General features: G+C 64.9%; 18 protein-coding genes. 6 read left to right on the top strand and 12 right to left on the bottom strand.

Annotation, left to right across the window (positions count from 1 at the left end; genetic code table 11):
- Positions 1-49: 49 nt before the first annotated feature.
- From AC5FRV_RS04770 to AC5FRV_RS04790, 5 genes are all read right to left on the bottom strand, one after another.
- Entirely contained in the window at positions 50-508 is a 459-nt protein-coding gene (locus tag AC5FRV_RS04770; protein WP_493559950.1) for a response regulator, read from the bottom strand.
- An 87-nt stretch (positions 509-595) separates the two neighbouring features.
- The gene (locus AC5FRV_RS04775; protein WP_493559951.1) at positions 596-883 is read right to left on the bottom strand and encodes a hypothetical protein; all 288 of its coding nucleotides are present in this window, start codon (positions 881-883) and stop codon (positions 596-598) included.
- Between the two features lie 51 nt (positions 884-934).
- Positions 935-1,225: a DUF7344 domain-containing protein gene (locus tag AC5FRV_RS04780; RefSeq protein ID WP_493559952.1), complete on the bottom strand. Its 291-nt coding sequence runs from the start codon at positions 1,223-1,225 to the stop codon at positions 935-937.
- A 341-nt stretch (positions 1,226-1,566) separates the two neighbouring features.
- Complete coding sequence (ddfA, locus tag AC5FRV_RS04785) at positions 1,567-1,815, bottom strand: DdfA family disk-determining factor (protein ID WP_493559953.1); 249 nt, start codon at positions 1,813-1,815, stop codon at positions 1,567-1,569.
- Positions 1,816-1,993: 178 nt separating this feature from the next.
- Positions 1,994-2,182: a hypothetical protein gene (locus AC5FRV_RS04790; RefSeq protein ID WP_089817478.1), complete on the bottom strand. Its 189-nt coding sequence runs from the start codon at positions 2,180-2,182 to the stop codon at positions 1,994-1,996.
- A 509-nt stretch (positions 2,183-2,691) separates the two neighbouring features.
- Between AC5FRV_RS04790 and AC5FRV_RS04795 the strand changes: the two genes are divergently transcribed.
- Together AC5FRV_RS04795 and dinB are read left to right on the top strand one after the other, a co-directional pair.
- Positions 2,692-3,984 (top strand): MFS transporter, encoded by a 1,293-nt coding sequence (locus tag AC5FRV_RS04795; protein WP_493559954.1) that lies wholly within the window; start codon positions 2,692-2,694, stop codon positions 3,982-3,984.
- 279 nt (positions 3,985-4,263) lie between these two features.
- Complete coding sequence (gene dinB / locus AC5FRV_RS04800; RefSeq protein ID WP_493559955.1) at positions 4,264-5,676, top strand: DNA polymerase IV; 1,413 nt, start codon at positions 4,264-4,266, stop codon at positions 5,674-5,676.
- 9 nt (positions 5,677-5,685) lie between these two features.
- Here the strand turns inward: dinB and AC5FRV_RS04805 are convergent, their stop codons facing one another.
- Positions 5,686-6,033: a hypothetical protein gene (locus AC5FRV_RS04805; RefSeq protein ID WP_493559956.1), complete on the bottom strand. Its 348-nt coding sequence runs from the start codon at positions 6,031-6,033 to the stop codon at positions 5,686-5,688.
- 148 nt (positions 6,034-6,181) lie between these two features.
- On the opposite strand from AC5FRV_RS04805, the gene AC5FRV_RS04810 reads away from it, so the two are divergent.
- The gene (locus AC5FRV_RS04810) at positions 6,182-8,086 is read left to right on the top strand and encodes an ATP-binding protein (RefSeq protein WP_493559957.1); all 1,905 of its coding nucleotides are present in this window, start codon (positions 6,182-6,184) and stop codon (positions 8,084-8,086) included.
- A gap of 141 nt (positions 8,087-8,227) precedes the next feature.
- Here the strand turns inward: AC5FRV_RS04810 and tpiA are convergent, their stop codons facing one another.
- Positions 8,228-8,875 (bottom strand): triose-phosphate isomerase, encoded by a 648-nt coding sequence (tpiA, locus tag AC5FRV_RS04815; RefSeq protein ID WP_493559958.1) that lies wholly within the window; start codon positions 8,873-8,875, stop codon positions 8,228-8,230.
- Between the two features lie 133 nt (positions 8,876-9,008).
- On the opposite strand from tpiA, the gene AC5FRV_RS04820 reads away from it, so the two are divergent.
- The gene (locus tag AC5FRV_RS04820; protein WP_493559959.1) at positions 9,009-9,569 is read left to right on the top strand and encodes a response regulator; all 561 of its coding nucleotides are present in this window, start codon (positions 9,009-9,011) and stop codon (positions 9,567-9,569) included.
- A gap of 203 nt (positions 9,570-9,772) precedes the next feature.
- On the opposite strand, the gene AC5FRV_RS04825 is transcribed toward AC5FRV_RS04820, so the two are convergent.
- Complete coding sequence (locus AC5FRV_RS04825; protein ID WP_493559960.1) at positions 9,773-10,168, bottom strand: DUF5788 family protein; 396 nt, start codon at positions 10,166-10,168, stop codon at positions 9,773-9,775.
- A gap of 219 nt (positions 10,169-10,387) precedes the next feature.
- On the opposite strand from AC5FRV_RS04825, the gene AC5FRV_RS04830 reads away from it, so the two are divergent.
- A complete protein-coding gene (locus AC5FRV_RS04830) occupies positions 10,388-11,254 on the top strand; it encodes a winged helix-turn-helix domain-containing protein (RefSeq protein WP_493559961.1) in 867 nt (288 codons plus the stop codon).
- Positions 11,255-11,508: 254 nt separating this feature from the next.
- Here the strand turns inward: AC5FRV_RS04830 and AC5FRV_RS04835 are convergent, their stop codons facing one another.
- From AC5FRV_RS04835 to hisC, 4 genes are read right to left on the bottom strand one after another with little or no spacing between them, the layout of a single operon-like run.
- The gene (locus AC5FRV_RS04835) at positions 11,509-12,051 is read right to left on the bottom strand and encodes a multiprotein bridging factor aMBF1 (protein ID WP_493559962.1); all 543 of its coding nucleotides are present in this window, start codon (positions 12,049-12,051) and stop codon (positions 11,509-11,511) included.
- Between the two features lie 42 nt (positions 12,052-12,093).
- Positions 12,094-12,702 carry a CDP-alcohol phosphatidyltransferase family protein gene (locus AC5FRV_RS04840; protein WP_493559963.1) on the bottom strand — a complete coding sequence of 203 codons (609 nt, stop codon included), beginning with the start codon at positions 12,700-12,702 and terminating at the stop codon, positions 12,094-12,096.
- Complete coding sequence (locus AC5FRV_RS04845; protein ID WP_493559964.1) at positions 12,699-13,217, bottom strand: adenylate kinase family protein; 519 nt, start codon at positions 13,215-13,217, stop codon at positions 12,699-12,701. The genes AC5FRV_RS04840 and AC5FRV_RS04845 overlap by 4 nt, the downstream gene beginning before the upstream one ends.
- Positions 13,214-14,287 carry a histidinol-phosphate transaminase gene (gene hisC, locus AC5FRV_RS04850; protein WP_493559965.1) on the bottom strand — a complete coding sequence of 358 codons (1,074 nt, stop codon included), beginning with the start codon at positions 14,285-14,287 and terminating at the stop codon, positions 13,214-13,216. Before hisC ends, AC5FRV_RS04845 begins: the two co-directional genes overlap by 4 nt.
- A 130-nt stretch (positions 14,288-14,417) precedes the next feature.
- Here hisC and AC5FRV_RS04855 point away from each other — a divergent pair, with 130 nt between their 5' ends.
- On the top strand, positions 14,418-14,867 hold the full coding sequence (locus tag AC5FRV_RS04855; protein WP_493559966.1) for a CopD family protein: 450 nt from the start codon (positions 14,418-14,420) through the stop codon (positions 14,865-14,867).
- Positions 14,868-14,912: the final 45 nt, after the last annotated feature.

The following is a 14,912-nucleotide window of genomic DNA, read 5'->3' on the forward strand; positions in this document are numbered from 1 at the left end:
TCGTCTCCGGGGAGCCCCAGACCACCGTAACTAATCGAGGAGCGGCAAATCAGTCGTTTGCGACTGGCTCTTCGATGATCGCGAGCCAGAAATCCTCGACGGATTGCACGAACGCGATGAACTCGTCGGGTTCGATGGGTTTCTGAATGTAGTGGTCGGCCTCGATGCCGTGGGACCGGGCGATATCCTCGCCGACGTCGGAACTCGTCAGGACGGTGACGGGGATGTCCGAGAGGGCGGGTTCGTTCTGCAACTCCGAGAGGACATCCCGTCCGGCCGTGGCGGGAAGGTTCGGTTCGAGGAGGACGAGGTTGGGGCGAGGGGCGTCGGCGAACCCGCCGCGCTGGTGAAGGAAGTCGATGGCCGATTCGCCGTCGGAGACGGTGTGGAGACAGTTGGCCAGTTTGCCGTCTCGAAACGACTCCGTGAAGAGTCGGGTATCGCCCGGGCTCGGCTCGACCAGCAGGATGTCGATGGGGTCGCCCGGCTGTTCGTCGTCTACCGGCATTGCTACACGTATCGCGTCGAGGTTGATAAAGAGGCTCCAGGGATGGCTAGCGGTCGATTACCAGTTGCTCGCGGATAGCTCGTCTGGTCACTTCGGGGACTGTCGCCGCCCGAGCGCGTATCCGAGCCAGAAGAGCGTACCCGGGATCACCACGTAGGTGGCGAAATCGAAGACCATCGCGTAGAACGTTACCGCTCGACCGAGAGAACCGAACTGCGGGAGCCAGAACGGAAAGACGGCTCCCTGGCCGCCCCCGACGCCGTCGAGGGACTTCCAGAGCGCGCGGTTGCCGACCACGACGGTCGCCACGAGCACCGTCAGGACCAGCGCCGGCGGTCGAACGTCATCGGCGCGGGCGGGGAGTGGCCGAACCATACGCTGTCTCCGAACAGGCGATTGATACATTTCGTGGCCATTCGGACGGTATCACAACTCGTCGAGGACGTTGACTATGGCGTCGATCCCGGAATGGCCGCAGTAGCGGACGCTGGTACTCCGGGGGTCGTATTCGAGAACGTCAGCCTCGGCGAGTTTCGGCAGGGTCGAATGGTGGAGTCGTGCTGCGATCTGTTGGGAGTCCTCCTGGTGGCTTTCGCTGAGCGCCGCAGCGACGTCGCTCACTGTCGCCACGTCCGCTGTGGACTCGTGAAAGTACCGAAGCGTCGCGCGGCGGTATCTGTCCGCGAACAGGCCGAGCAGTTCGTCTCTCTCGTCCATCGTTGCTGATCCCTGGCATTCCATCGATTATCTCCGTGGCAGAGTGTTCCCTGCCGCCTACTGCACCCATCGAACGGGACTGAAACCACGGGCAGTTCCCCATCGCAGGTCCAGTACTCGTGGACCGCGCCGGCGAGGACAGGGGACTGACCGAGTACGATACTTTTTGGCTCGAGCGGCGGACGTGTATGTCATTCGTTCACCCACATCGTCAAATTCAGATCGAGGACCATGAATTCGGGCACTCACACCGAAGCCACTATGCAAGAGAATACGCACTCGACAGTACTGCCGGCCGTCGGATAAGAGGCGAAAGCCAGGTAGTGAGGCGCGCCCGCTACTCAGGAACTCACGCCGACGCGACCGGAGCTATCGACGACCACGTGGCGATCGGCGTACTCGAATTCGACCTGGACGCTGGTCCCGTCAGCGGATTCGAACAGCGCGTCCAGCGCGTCCGGATCGATCGATTCGTAGAGCGGTGGGAGCGCCAGCGGATCGGTGTCGGTCTTCGCCGCGACCTCCCGTATCACCGTCTCACTGGGCGAGACGTCGTCGAAGGTTCGAAAGCCGTCCCGTCCGTTTTCCATCGGTGTACGACGCAAGAACGACTATCGATAAAACAATATCGGCCTTTCGACGGTCCTGCGCGTGGCAGCAGACGACAGATGGGACCGCGAACACTGCCACTGTGACTCGACGTGCCGGCAGAACGCACGGATAGCCGCTCGGCTATCCACCCGTTGGCGTGCGACAGAAAGTGCCAGGTTACTGCTCGACGAGCGAATCGGATCCGCACTCCGAACACCGCTCACCGGTGTGCTGGATGAACACCGACCCGCAAGCGGTACACTCGTGTAGCACGGTCTTTGGCTGCTCGTCCTCGGGCGCCGCCTCGGTGTCCGTCGACTGGCGATTCGAGAACTTGTTTCGTATCTTCGTCAGGGGACCAGACATCACCCGTCGCTAAGCGGCGCTTGGCCAAGACCGTTTGACCTAATGAATTAGGGACGTGGCGGCGATAGCTGGTGGTCAATTCGGCGCTTCCGGAGGTGTGGTTGAGACGTACGTACCCACCGCTGGCGACGACCGGTCCCTGTAGGGGGCTCTCCACGGCGTGAAACTGGCTCGAAGGTGAGAGGAGCTGACGACCAAACTCGCACACCGGGCTTCGTCTCTCAGATGTGGCGATGGTCAACCGACTGTACGTGACGGTGCGGGAGAGGACGGGGGGACGAGACTGCACAGGACGGAGTGACGGGACTGCACAGAACGGAGTGACGGGACTGCACAGAACGGAGTGACGGGACTGCACAGAACGGAGTGACGGGACTGCACAGGACGAGACGGTGGGATGGTGAGACGGGACGATGGGACGGGACGAACGCGGTCCCCGAATGCTACCGGGTTCGAGCGTTTTTTGACGACGTCACACTGACTGTTCGTTCAGGACGGTGATCCGGTAGGTGTCCCGCGTCGGAGGATCGCTCGCGCTCCTGAGAGACCGCGAGTTCGCCGCGCTCGCCGGCACGGCGTTCGCCAGGAGCCAGGCGTTCTCGACGATACTGATAGCCCTGGCGCTGTACGCCGACGCGTTCGGGACGACCGGCGTCGTCGAGGGGCTCTGGGGGACCGGGTTCGCCTTCGTCCAGTTACTCGTCGTGCTCCCGCTGGGGCGCAAGATCGACACCGGCAACGCCAAGTCGTACCTGCTCGCCGGGTTCGTCCTCAACCTCGGCGTCTTCGCCGGGTTCGTCTTCGTCGACAACGCCATTCACGTGGTTCTCATTCGGATGGTCCAGGGGCTCGGCGCGTCCGTTCTCTGGATAACCGGATCGACCATCATCGGCGAGATAAGCCCCGACGGCGAGCAGGGGCGGTGGCTCGGGTCCTACAACCAGTTCGGCGCGATCTCGTCGCTCGCCGGCGACGTCGTCGGCGGGTATCTCCTGTTCGCACACGGCTTCACGTTCACTTACGTCGTCCTCGCGGGCATCACTGTCGCGACGTTCGTCCTCGTCTGGTCGTTCCTCCGCACGAATCCGGGCGGGCGGAAGGACCCCGAAGACGCCGGTGGCGTCGAGACGTTCCGGACGCTGCTGGCCAGACCGATGGTGCGGGCGCTCGTCACCTTCCGGTTCACCTTCAGCGTCGGCAAGATGGCGGTGATCATCTTCCTCCCCATCTACGCGCGCACCGAGTTCGGCATCTCCGCGTTCGCCATCGGGTGGATAATGGCCGGCGGAAAGCTGACGAAGGCGCTGACCCAGGGCTACGTCGGTGACCTCACCGACAGACTGGGACGGCGCCACCTCTTCGTGACCGTCGGTGCGGGGCTCTACGGGCTCGGCACAGCCCTGATACCGCTCGCCGCGTACTTCGAGGGGACCGTCGATCCGGTGCGGTTCACCGCGTTCGGCGGCACACAGGAGCTAGGTGGTGCGTTCTTCGCCATGTTCGCCGCGTTCAGCGTCCTCGGCGTCGCGGACAGCATCCGCCTGCCCGCGAGCATGTCGCTGTTCGTCGACGAAGGCGCAGAGTACGACGCCGTCGCCTCCAGCATGTCGCTGCGGTCCATCTCCTGGAAGGTCGGTCAGGTGATCGGTCCGGTGCTCATCGGCGGCGTCAAGGACTTCGTCTCCGCGGAAGCGGCGTTCCTCGCCGCCGCGGGGTTCGTCGCGTTCGCCACGTCTGTCTTCGGCGTCACGACGATCAGAGCACAGCGCCGGAAGCGAGCGGACTCCGTCCCGGGAGACTGACGAGACAGCCCGTTCGCGAGGGGACGCAGCTGCGCAGTCGTCGACCGACGAACCGGAGTAACACTCAAGTGTGCCAGGCGCTAACGTTCATCTGGAGCCAGAGAGCTCCCGGCGGGAATCACCGCTGACGCCTCTGGAAGCCGTACCGGATTCCGATCAGCGTCGACGGCGGACCTGGCCGCCCGCCGTCACGGCTTTTCGATTTTTCACTCCGTCCCAGTGACCACCTTCACCGCGGTACGCGAACCTTGATAGGCGTCCACCCGAGAGGACACGACTATGGACGGGGAGCGGCTCCCGGGAACGGCGACGGACGACGGGACCCGCATCGTCACCCACGTCGACATGGACTGTTTCTACGCGGCCTGCGAGCGCCTGCGCGAGCCAGCCCTCGGAAGCCAACCTCTCGTCGTCGGGATGGGCTTCGAACCCGGGGAAACCATCGGTGCGGTCGCGACCGCCAGCTACGAGGCCCGCGAGTACGGCGTCGACAGCGCGATGGCCATCTCGGAGGCCCTCGAACGACTCCCCCGTAAAATCGACGCCGTCGACGACCCCCATCTGGACGTCGACGAGGCCGGCTTCTACCGACCCGTGGACATGTCCTACTACGAGTCCGTCAGCGCCGAGGTCAAGGAGATACTCAACGAGCGCGCCGACGTCGTCCGCGAGGTCAGCATCGACGAGGCGTACCTGGACGTCAGTGACGAGATCAGCTGGGACGAAGCCGAGGAGTGGGGAGCGCAACTGAAATCCGACATCGAGGACGCGGTCGGCGTCGCCGCGAGCGTCGGCGTCGCCCCGACGATGAGCGCCGCGAAGGTCGCCAGCGACCACGACAAGCCCGACGGCCTCGTCGTCGTCGAACCCGGCGGCGTGCGTGATTTCTTCGCCGACCTCCCCGTCGACGAGGTCCACGGCGTCGGCCCGGTGACGGCGGCCGAGCTCGGCGAGATGGGCATCGAGACGGCGGGCGACCTCGCCGAGGCCGACCTCGACACGCTCGCGGACCGCTTCGGCGAACGCGGGATGGAAATCTACCGCTACGCCCGCGGCGAGGACGAACGCGAGGTCACGCCCCGGGGCCTGCCCAAGAGCCTCTCGCGGGAGTCCGCCTTCGCCAGCGCGACGAGCGACGAGGACGCGAAACGTGACCGCGTCCGCTCGCTCGCCGACTCGGTCGCCGACCGGGCGACCAGCAAGGATGCCCTCTACCAGACCATCGGTATCAAGGTCGTCACGCCACCCTACGACGTTCACACGCGCGCGCACTCGCTCCCGGGCCCGGTCGACGAACCGTCCCTGGTCGAGGACGTGGCGCTCGACCTGCTGGAGGAGTTCAGGGGCGACCGCGTCCGGAAGGTCGGCGTCCGCGTCTCGAAGCTCAGTTTCTCCGGCGGCGACCAGTCCAGCCTCGACGGGTTCGAGAGCGCGACCGGGTCGGCCGAATCCGCCGATTCGACCAGTTCGTTCGAGCGCAGCAGTCACGAGCCATCACCCACGAACGCGACGACGGACGACGGTCCGGTTTCTGAAGGGCAGGCGAGTCTCGACGGGTTCGAAGCAATGGCTGACGGAACAGACAGGTCTGACGACGACAGTCCCACGGGTTCGACTGGCGACGATGCCGACGACGAAGCGGCTGAAAGCGGCCGCTCGTCAGACGGTCAGTCGACGCTCGGCGAGTTCTAGACGCACCCCTCAGGCCACGCCGTTCTCCAGGTTCTCCAGCAGTTTTCCGACGAACAGGCCCGTCCGGGGCGCCATCTCGTCGTCGGCCGCGGTCTCGACCGGGTGTGCCTGGAGCGTCCGGACGAACTTCTCGCCGTGGGTCATCGCCTGAATCATGTCCACGACGTCGACGACGAGGCCCTCGTCGGAGGTGTCCATCGCCGGGTGGCGCTCCTTCGCGGCGTCGGTGTAACTGATCGTCCAGGCCGGGCCGCCGATGACGTCGAGGATGTCGTCGACGTCGCCGACCTCCACCTGCCCGTCCTCGCTCCCCACGTAGACGGTCCCGGCCTCGACGAACGTCGCGTACCGGGTCATGCCTCCCCACTCACAGGTGACGTATGAGCGCCATTCGGTTTAGCGTTTTGTGCGGCGAGCGGTGGTGGTGCGACCAACCTGTGTCGCGCGTGACATGCGTCTGACGGACAGTTATGGGCCGCTAGACACTGCTCTATAGCAAGATCGAATGGCCGAGACAGAACACATCACAGTCGCGACGACGAGTCCCGGTGTCGGCGGGGCGGAGGAACCCGGCAGATCCGTCGACCTCCCGGTCGTCGAACTCCTCACCGGCCGCGGGTTCGTCACCGGGAAGTCAGGGTCCGGGAAGTCCAACACCGCGTCGGTCATCGCCGAGAAACTGCTCGACAGCGGATTCGGCATGCTCATCGTCGACATCGACGGCGAGTACTACGGACTCAAGGAGGAGTACGAGATCCTCCACGCCGGCGCAGACGACGAATGCGACATCCAGGTGACCGCCGAGCACGCCGAAAAGATCGCCTCGCTCGCGCTGGAGCAGAACGTGCCCATCATCCTCGACATCTCCTCGTTCCTCGACGGCGACGAGGCCGAGGAACTCCTGAAGGAGGTCGCCCGACACCTCTTCGCCAAGGCGAAAAAGCAGAAACAGCCCTTCCTCATGCTCGTCGAGGAGTGCCACGAGTGGATCCCGGAGAACGGCTCCGTCGGCGAGGTCGGGAAGATGCTCATCAAGATCGGCAAGCGCGGACGCAAGCACGGCCTCGGCATGGTCGGCATCAGCCAGCGCCCGGCCGACGTGAAGAAGGACTACATCACCCAGTGTGACTGGCTGGTCTGGCACCGTCTGACCTGGAACAACGACACCAAGGTCGTCGGTCGTATCATCGACTCGCAGTACGCCGACGCCGTCGAGGACCTCGACGACGGCGAGGCTTTCCTCATGACCGACTGGTCCGAGTCCATCCGCCGCGTCCAGTTCCACCGCAAGCAGACCTTCGACGCCGGCGCCACGCCCGGCCTCGACGACTTCGAACGTCCGGAGCTCAAGTCCGTCAGTGACGACCTGGTCTCCGAACTCTCCGAGATAAGCGAGGAGAAACAACAGACCGAGGACCGGGTGAAGGAACTCCGGGAGCAACTCGACGAGAAGAACTCCCGCATCGCCGAACTGGAGACCGAACTGCAGGACGCCCGCGACATGCGCAAGATGGCCGAGCAGTTCACCGACGCGCTCCTCCAGCACGTCGACGGCTACAACCCGGGCCGGACGGAGAAGGAGAAGCAACGCCGGCGACGGGCCCGCTGGGAGGAAGACGACGGCGAGAAGGCGGCCGAATCGTCCCCTGACGACGCGACGGCAACGGCCGACGCCGCCAGCGAACCGGACGAACCGTCGGCCGACCACACCTCCGGCGGCGGCTTCGGCGACGCGTTCGGGATGTTCGCCGACGACGGGGCCGCGATGGCCGGCGGCGACGACGGTGGAGCGCCCGGCAGCGACGATGCGGCCTCCGCGGCAGCGGCGTCGGCCACTGGGGACGCGGCGAGTGCGTCAAACGGAGAGAGCGAGAACGGAGACGGAGCGACCGCTGCGGTCGACTTCGACTTCGAACCGCAGGACTTCACCGACGACGCGAGTGACGGCGGCCAATCGACGGCGTCAGCCAACGGTACGGAGTCGAGACAGTCGACTGCGTCGAACGGCTCGGCGTCGTCGAGCCAGTCGAAAGAGACGGGTGGTGCGCTCCTCGTCGAACGGGAATCCAGCGAGTCCGACTACGAGACGCCGGCGTTCCTCCACGACGTCGAGGCCGATCTGCGAGAGCTGGACGAGAAGGCCCAACGGATGCTCCAGTACTACGTCGAACAGGGGCCGGACACGCCGCTCAACGCCCACTTCTCCGCGGGCGGGTCGGGCGACCGCACGAGGGCGTACGCCTACAACCGTGAGCTTCGACTGGGCGGCTTTATCGAGCACGCCAGCTGCGGGCGATACGAATCCGTGTTGCGTGAACTGGTGACCGACGAGGCGCCGGCCGACCTCTCTGCGCCCGACATCGCCGACGCCGTCGCCGACTTGCGAGAAGTCGTCGACGCGTCGGCGTAGCACTGTCTCTCGCGGGTCGTTCTCCGAAAATTCGGAACGGTCAGATTCGAGCGGCGCTACATAGTGGTGGTTGTAACTTTTTACCGGCGTTCGTCGTGGCCGGTACCGTCGAACGCCGGTAAGTGCTTACAACCACCACTATCAGTCGAGCGGCTCGACCAGGTCTTCGAGCGCGGCGCGCGGGTCGTCGGCCTTCGCGACGCCGCTGGCGAGCAGGACGCCCGTCGCGCCCAGATCCTGCGCCGAGACGACGTCGTCGCCGGTCGAGATACCGGCCCCGCAGAGCACGTCGACGGACTCGTCGACGGCCGCGGCGGCCTCGACGGCGTCCGTCACGATGTCGGGATCGGCCTTGCTGACGGGCGTGCCGGTGCCGATGAGTTCCGGCGGTTCGACGGCGACCGAGTCCGGGCCGAGCGCGGCCGCGGCACCGATCTGGTCGGGGTTGTTGGCGCAGACGATGGTCTCCAGATCCGCGCGGTCGGCCGCCTCGATGGAGCCGTCGATGTCGGCGAGTTTGAGTCGGTTCTCGGAGTGGTTGATCAGCGTGCCGGTCGCGCCCGCGTCCGCGGCGGCCTCTGCGAGCGTGCTCCCGGTGTGACTGCCGTGTTCGACCGGACTGACGTGCTGGGCCCACGTCTCGACGCCCGTGTCGGCCACGGCAGAGAGATGAGCCGCCTGGGGTGCGATCGCGACGCGGACGCCGGTTTCCTCGCTCACGTCCTGCGCGGCCTCGGCGACGGCCACCGGGTCGCAGGGATACGCTTTCAGGTTGACGAGTACGAACATATCGAAACACGACCCGGGTGGCGCATATATGTTGCGCAGTCAGTGAACGCCTTCGCCGGTGCGCAGCGTTTTCGAACAGTGAGTGGACAGTGACGGTTAAGGTGTATAGCAGGAGATATCCAGACGAATACACGTGACAGGGGACGCGACGTCTGACGCGACAGTCCTCGTCATCGAGGACGAGCGACACCTGGCCGACCTCTACGCCGACTACCTCGGTGACGAGTACGCCGTCGTCACCGCCTACACCGGCGAGGAGGGGATCGAACGTCTCACGAACGACGTCGACGTCGTCCTCGTCGACCGCCGGTTGGCGGGATTCTCGGGCCACGAGGTGCTCCCTGCCATCGAGGACAGCGACGTCGACTGCCGCGTGGCGATGGTGACGGACGCCCCGCCGGACTTCGACGTCATCGGCCTCGGCGTCGACGACTACCTCGTCAAGCCCGTCACGCGCGAGGAGGTCTTCGACGTCGTCGACCGCCTGCTGGCGGTCACCGAGTACACCGATGCGCTCCAGCGACTCACGCGGAAGAAACTCACTCGGAACGTCCTCCGCGTCGAGCGCTCACGAGCGGAGCTGAGCCAGAGCGAGCGCTACCGGGAACTCCACCGGGAAATCAGCGACCTGCAGGAGACGGTCGACGAACTCGCCGCTGAACTCGATCTCGAAGAACGCGAACTCGTGCTGTAGAATGTCAGGAATCGGGAAGTCAGAGGCAGTCCCGAGCAACTCGAGAAGCCACGAATAGAACGCAGAATCGCCACGCGGTAGCAGCATCGGTCTGACGTACCAAAGGTCGTGGATACGACCGTCGACGGGTCCCACGCACACGACAGAGACCTCGGGAAGCACTGTGGTGACCATCTCCGAAGGTGTCGTTTTCACCGTCGCCGTTATCTGATCAGCGAGAGGAGCTCTCTCGCATCTTCGAGTTTTTTCTGCCGTAACTGCTCTTCGATGTCGGGGGAATCCAGCCCATCGAGTGCGTTCAGCGCGCGGTCGATACCGTAGATACTCCGGACGAGTCGTTCGCCTTCTTCGTACGAAATCTCGTCGCGGGCGATTCGGTGTTTTCGCTCGAGCCGTTCCCGCTGGAGTTTCGTTTTCATTTCGTCGATGCGGTCGCGCTCACTCTCTGGAATGGTATCGAGGCGTTCGCATTCGAACACGAACTCGTTCAGGTCGATCGTCGTTCCCTGTACGCTGATCTCGTCGGGGATTTCTTGGCCGATGGTCCCCGATGGCCGTCTGACCTTGTCGACGAGGCGCTGTCGCTTTCTCTCGTTCATGAGTCCTGTTTCCCGGCGATACCCAGTGGGCAGATTCGGTGTTCGACCGGCGTAAAATAACTACGCGAGACCACACTGGAACTGGTAAGCGTTCGTTCGATGACCATCGCTGATTACGTTCGAAGTTCGTTCTGCGAGGGATGTATTCGTTCGGAGCAACCAATTACTCAAAGGATATTGATACGAACGTTTACCATCCGAGCGCTGCACCTTCGAACGATGGAGGGGGAAGAACCGAACCCGACCAGGGTGTTCGACCTGGTGAGTGATTCGACTCGGATGGGAATTCTTCGAGCGCTCGCGGACGCGTACAGCGATGACCCGACCGATCCGTGGCTGGAGTACACGGAACTTCAGGAGGCGGTCGGGATTCGGGACAACGGGAACTTCAACTACCACCTCGACCAGTTGGGCGACCTCGTCGAGAAAGAACCGGCGGGATACATGATCTCCCGTATCGGTATGGGAGCCGTCTCGGCGGTTTCCTCGGGCGTCTTCGACCCAGAGTGGACGTGGGGTCCGGTCGACGCACCGGGAGAGTGTTACTACTGTGAGGATTCGTTGCAGCTCCACTACGAAGACGGGATACTCAGACTCACCTGTGGAACGGACGGACACGCGATACCCCTCTCGGTCCCGCCGAGCCTCCTCGAATCACATCCAGCAGACGAGGTGGTCGAGCGAATCGCGTTCCTGGAAAACCGATGGGGCGCGTTACTCCGCCAGAACATCTGTTCGGAGTGCCACGGACGCGTCGACGGAGAGATCGAGATGGGCGGTGCTCGAAGCGACCACTATCACTATCACGGCCACTGCCACCGCTGTGGGTTCCAGCACGGGATTCCGGTCGGGATGTATCTCGTCAGCCACCCCGCCGTGACTAGTTTCTTCTACGAGCACGGCGTCGACGTCCGGACCGTCCCGTTCTGGACGCTGGAATTTTGCAAACCCAACAGCGAGACGGTGCTGTCTACGGATCCACTCCGTCTACGGGTGGACGTCACTCGGAAGAACGAGACGGTATCCCTCACACTGGACAGAGCGGGAACAGTCACTGCGACGGAGCGAACGCAGACGACCGCCTGAAAACGCGGGTTACTTCGTTCCCCGTTCGTCTTTTCCGCAGGTATCGCTCCGTTCGACCTGCCTGTCTCACGGCTCGCAATACTCCCCGTTCGGTCAACCACGGTCCTCACTTCGTTCGGACCGTTCAGTCCTCGCGTGTCGCTTCGCTCCCGCTCGGTCAACCACGGTCCTCACTTCGTTCGGACCGTTCAGTTCTCACGGGTCACTCCGTTCCCCGTTCGTCTTTTCCGCAGGTCTCGCTCCGCTCGACCTGCCTAATCCTTCCGCTTGACCACGTCACCGAGCGTGTAACTCCCGCTGCTGGAGCCGCCTTCCCACTCCTCGTCCGCGTCGCTCGACCCGGCGGTGAGCGTAATACCCAGCGCGCTTTCGAGTTTCTTCTGGACGTCGTCGCTCGGCAGCGTGTCGCCGCGTTCGAGTTTCCGGATGAGGCTCGCCTTCTCGTTGAGTTCGTTGGCCAGGTCCTCCTGACTCATGTCGGTGCTCTCGCGGGCGTTACGGATGCGCTCGTCGTAGTCCTGGGCGAGTTCGTCCATCTGGTCGAACATGTCACGGCGGCGTCCCCCACCGGAGCTCCCCGATGACCCACTGGACCCACTCCCGGTGCTCGAGGAGGACCCGGATGACCCCGACGAGCTACTGGTCGAATACTTGGTGGACGTGCTCGACGAGGAGTCCTCGGTCCGAATCTCGGTGCCGAACTCCGTGCAGTCGTCGCACACGTCGAGTTCCGCGCCCTCGATCTTCACGCGGTTCGGACTCCCGACGTCTTTCCCGCACATCTCACACTGAACCATGTCCGTCGCTTCGACACGCCGCGGCATAAATCGCACGCACCGTCAGGAGAGCGCGCGCATCGAGTAGTAGAACCGCTGCAGGGCCGTCAGGTGGCCGACGAGGGCGAGCGCGACAAGCAGCCAGCCGACGATGGTGAGTCCGGCGAGGGGGTCGGTGTAGAACGCCGCGACGCCGCCCGTGATGCCGATGAGTGCGAGGCGGTCGGCGCGGCCCACAAGCCCGCCGTAGACGCGGTCCAGACCGACTGCCTGGGCCTGGGTTCCGAGGTAGGAGGTCATCAGCACGCCCGTGACCGCTGCGAGGCCGATGTCGTACCGGCCGATGCCGGCTGCGAGGCCGACGAGGAGGACGATGTCGGCGTAGCGGTCGAGGACGTGGTCGAGCAGGTCCCCGGCGTCGGAGCTGACGTCCAGTTCGCGCGCGAGGGCGCCGTCGACCAGGTCGAGCCAGCCGTTGACGAAGACGAGCACCGCACCGACGAGATAGAGGACCGGGTCGGAGCCCGCCAGGTAGAAGACGACGGCGGCGGCCGCCGCGGCGACGAAGGCGACGACGCTCACGCCGTCCGGCGAGATACCGAGGCGTTTGGCGCCGCCGACGAACGGCCCGAGCATCTTGTCGGCCAGTCCGCGGTACTTGTCCAGCGTCATAGCCAGTCGATGTACGTGACGTCGCCGGCGCTCGGTTCGCGGTCGTCAGCGACGACGGCGGATATCTCCCCAGCGACGTCTTCGGGCGACCGGTCGGTCGTGTCTATCTCGTAGACGCTTTCGAGTCCGTGGTTCTCGACAGCTTCCGAGAGGACCACGTCCAGTGCCTCGGACTCGGCGTTCTCGTACGCCTTCGCGTCGCTGTCGCCGCGCTCACGGAGGCGCTCGACGACGGTGTCGGGGTGTGCACGGAGGACGACCACGCGGTCGGCGTCGAAGTTGTGCGCGAGGTGCGACTCGAAGAGCACGTCGTCGCGACCATCCAGCCACTCGGCGACGGCGTCGAGGTCGGCGATGACGCTTCCGCGGTCCTCGTCGGTGCCCTCGTCGAACCCCTCCGACTTGATCACGTCGTTGAGGTGGACGACGTCGAGGTCGAAGTCGGGGTCCTGCGCGAGTAACTCGGTCGCCGTCGTCTTTCCGGTTCCAGGCGTCCCCGTGACGGCGACCCTCACTCCGCCAGCACCCCGTTTATCGTCTCGACGGCAGTCTCGGCGTCCTCGCGCGTCCCGCAGGTGATCCGGATGCACTCGGGGAGGCCGAAACTGGTGCAGTCGCGGACGATGACACCCTTCCGCTCTGCCGCGTCGGCGACGGCCGTCGCGTCGCCGACTTCGCAGAGGACGAAGTTCCCGCCGCTGTCCCACGTCGGGGCGTCGAGGTTCTCGTGGTAGTACTCCCGGGCCCAGTGGGCCGTCTCGACGGTCTGTTCGACGTGGTCGTCGTCGTCCAGTGCAGCGAGGCCGGCGCGACACGCCAGCTCGCTCGCGGCGAAGGGGGTGTTGATGCGCGCGTAGGCGTCGGCCCATTCCGCGGGAACCAGGCCGTAGCCCAGGCGGACGCCAGCGAGGCCGTACACCTTCGAGAAGGTCCGCAAGACGGCCACGTCGTCGCGTTCGCCGAGGAGTGTGGCGGCGCTCGGGTTCTCGGTGAACTCGCCGTAGGCCTCGTCGACGAGGATCAGCGTCTCCTCGTCGGTTCGCTCGGCCAGTTCGACGACGTCGTCGCTGGTCATCTCCGAGCCCGTCGGGTTGTGCGGGCTCGTGACGTAGACGATACGCTCGCCGTCGTAGGAATCGAGGACGACGTCGGGCGTCTGGGCGAAGTCGTCGGCCCTGGAGATTTCGTAGGTCCCGACGGTGCCGTGGTGGAACCGGGCGCTCATCGGGTAGTACGCGAAGCCGGGTTCGGGGACGAGGACGCCGTCGCCGGGTTCGAGCATCGCGCGGGCGAGGTAATCCAGCACGCCGTCGCCGCCGTTGCCGAGCCACACCTGGTCGGACTCGACGGACCATTTCTCAGCGAGGGCGTCGACCAGGTCTGCGTGGGACGCCTTCGGGTACGAGTGCATCCGGTCGGCGCCTTCCCGGATGGCCTCGACCGCCGCGGGGCTCGGGCCGTACATGTTCTCGTTCGACGCGAGTTTCACGAGGTCGTCGGGGTCCAGACCCAGTTCGCGGGCGACTTCGTCGACGCCGCGACCCGCCCGGTACACGGTGTGGGCGGAGAGGTCGCGTGGTTGCATGGGTGAGGCAAGCAGACGGCGCGGCTTAAACGTGCCCAACTGGCGTGATCGGTTCGCACGGGAGTCGACACGACCGGGAATGGCGGCCGGTTTCACCGGGCTTGAAGAGACCTGCTCCCCACCAACTGGCATGGGATTCGTCGAAGCCGCGGTGTTCGGGGTGCACATGCTCTTCGCGGGACTGTGGTCTGGCACCGTCCTGTTCGTCACACTCGCCGTCTTACCGACGGCGATGGATGGAGACGTAAACGTAGCTCCGCTGGAATTCGTAACGAGCCGGCTCAAACAGATATCGCGGGCGAGCGCGCTCCTGCTCCTGCTGACCGGTGGACACCTCGCCGGGACGTTCTATACCGGGTCGTCGCTACTGAACACGACGCGGGGCAACCTCGTCCTGGCCATGGTCGCGCTGTGGTTCCTGCTGGCGGCGTTCACCGAGATCGCCGCGAGTAAGCTCTCGGACGGACTCGCACAGCAGAAGATCAGAGAACCGGCGCGGAACGCCCGCCCGTTCCTCCTCGCGGCGTCGCTCGTCTCGGTGCTCCTGCTGCTCGACGCCGGCGCGCTGCTCGGACTGTAACGGCGGTCGCGACGGAATTTTTGGAGAGAAGAACTGCCCGGTTGC

It is taken from the genome of Halomicrobium sp. HArcel3 (assembly GCF_058933135.1).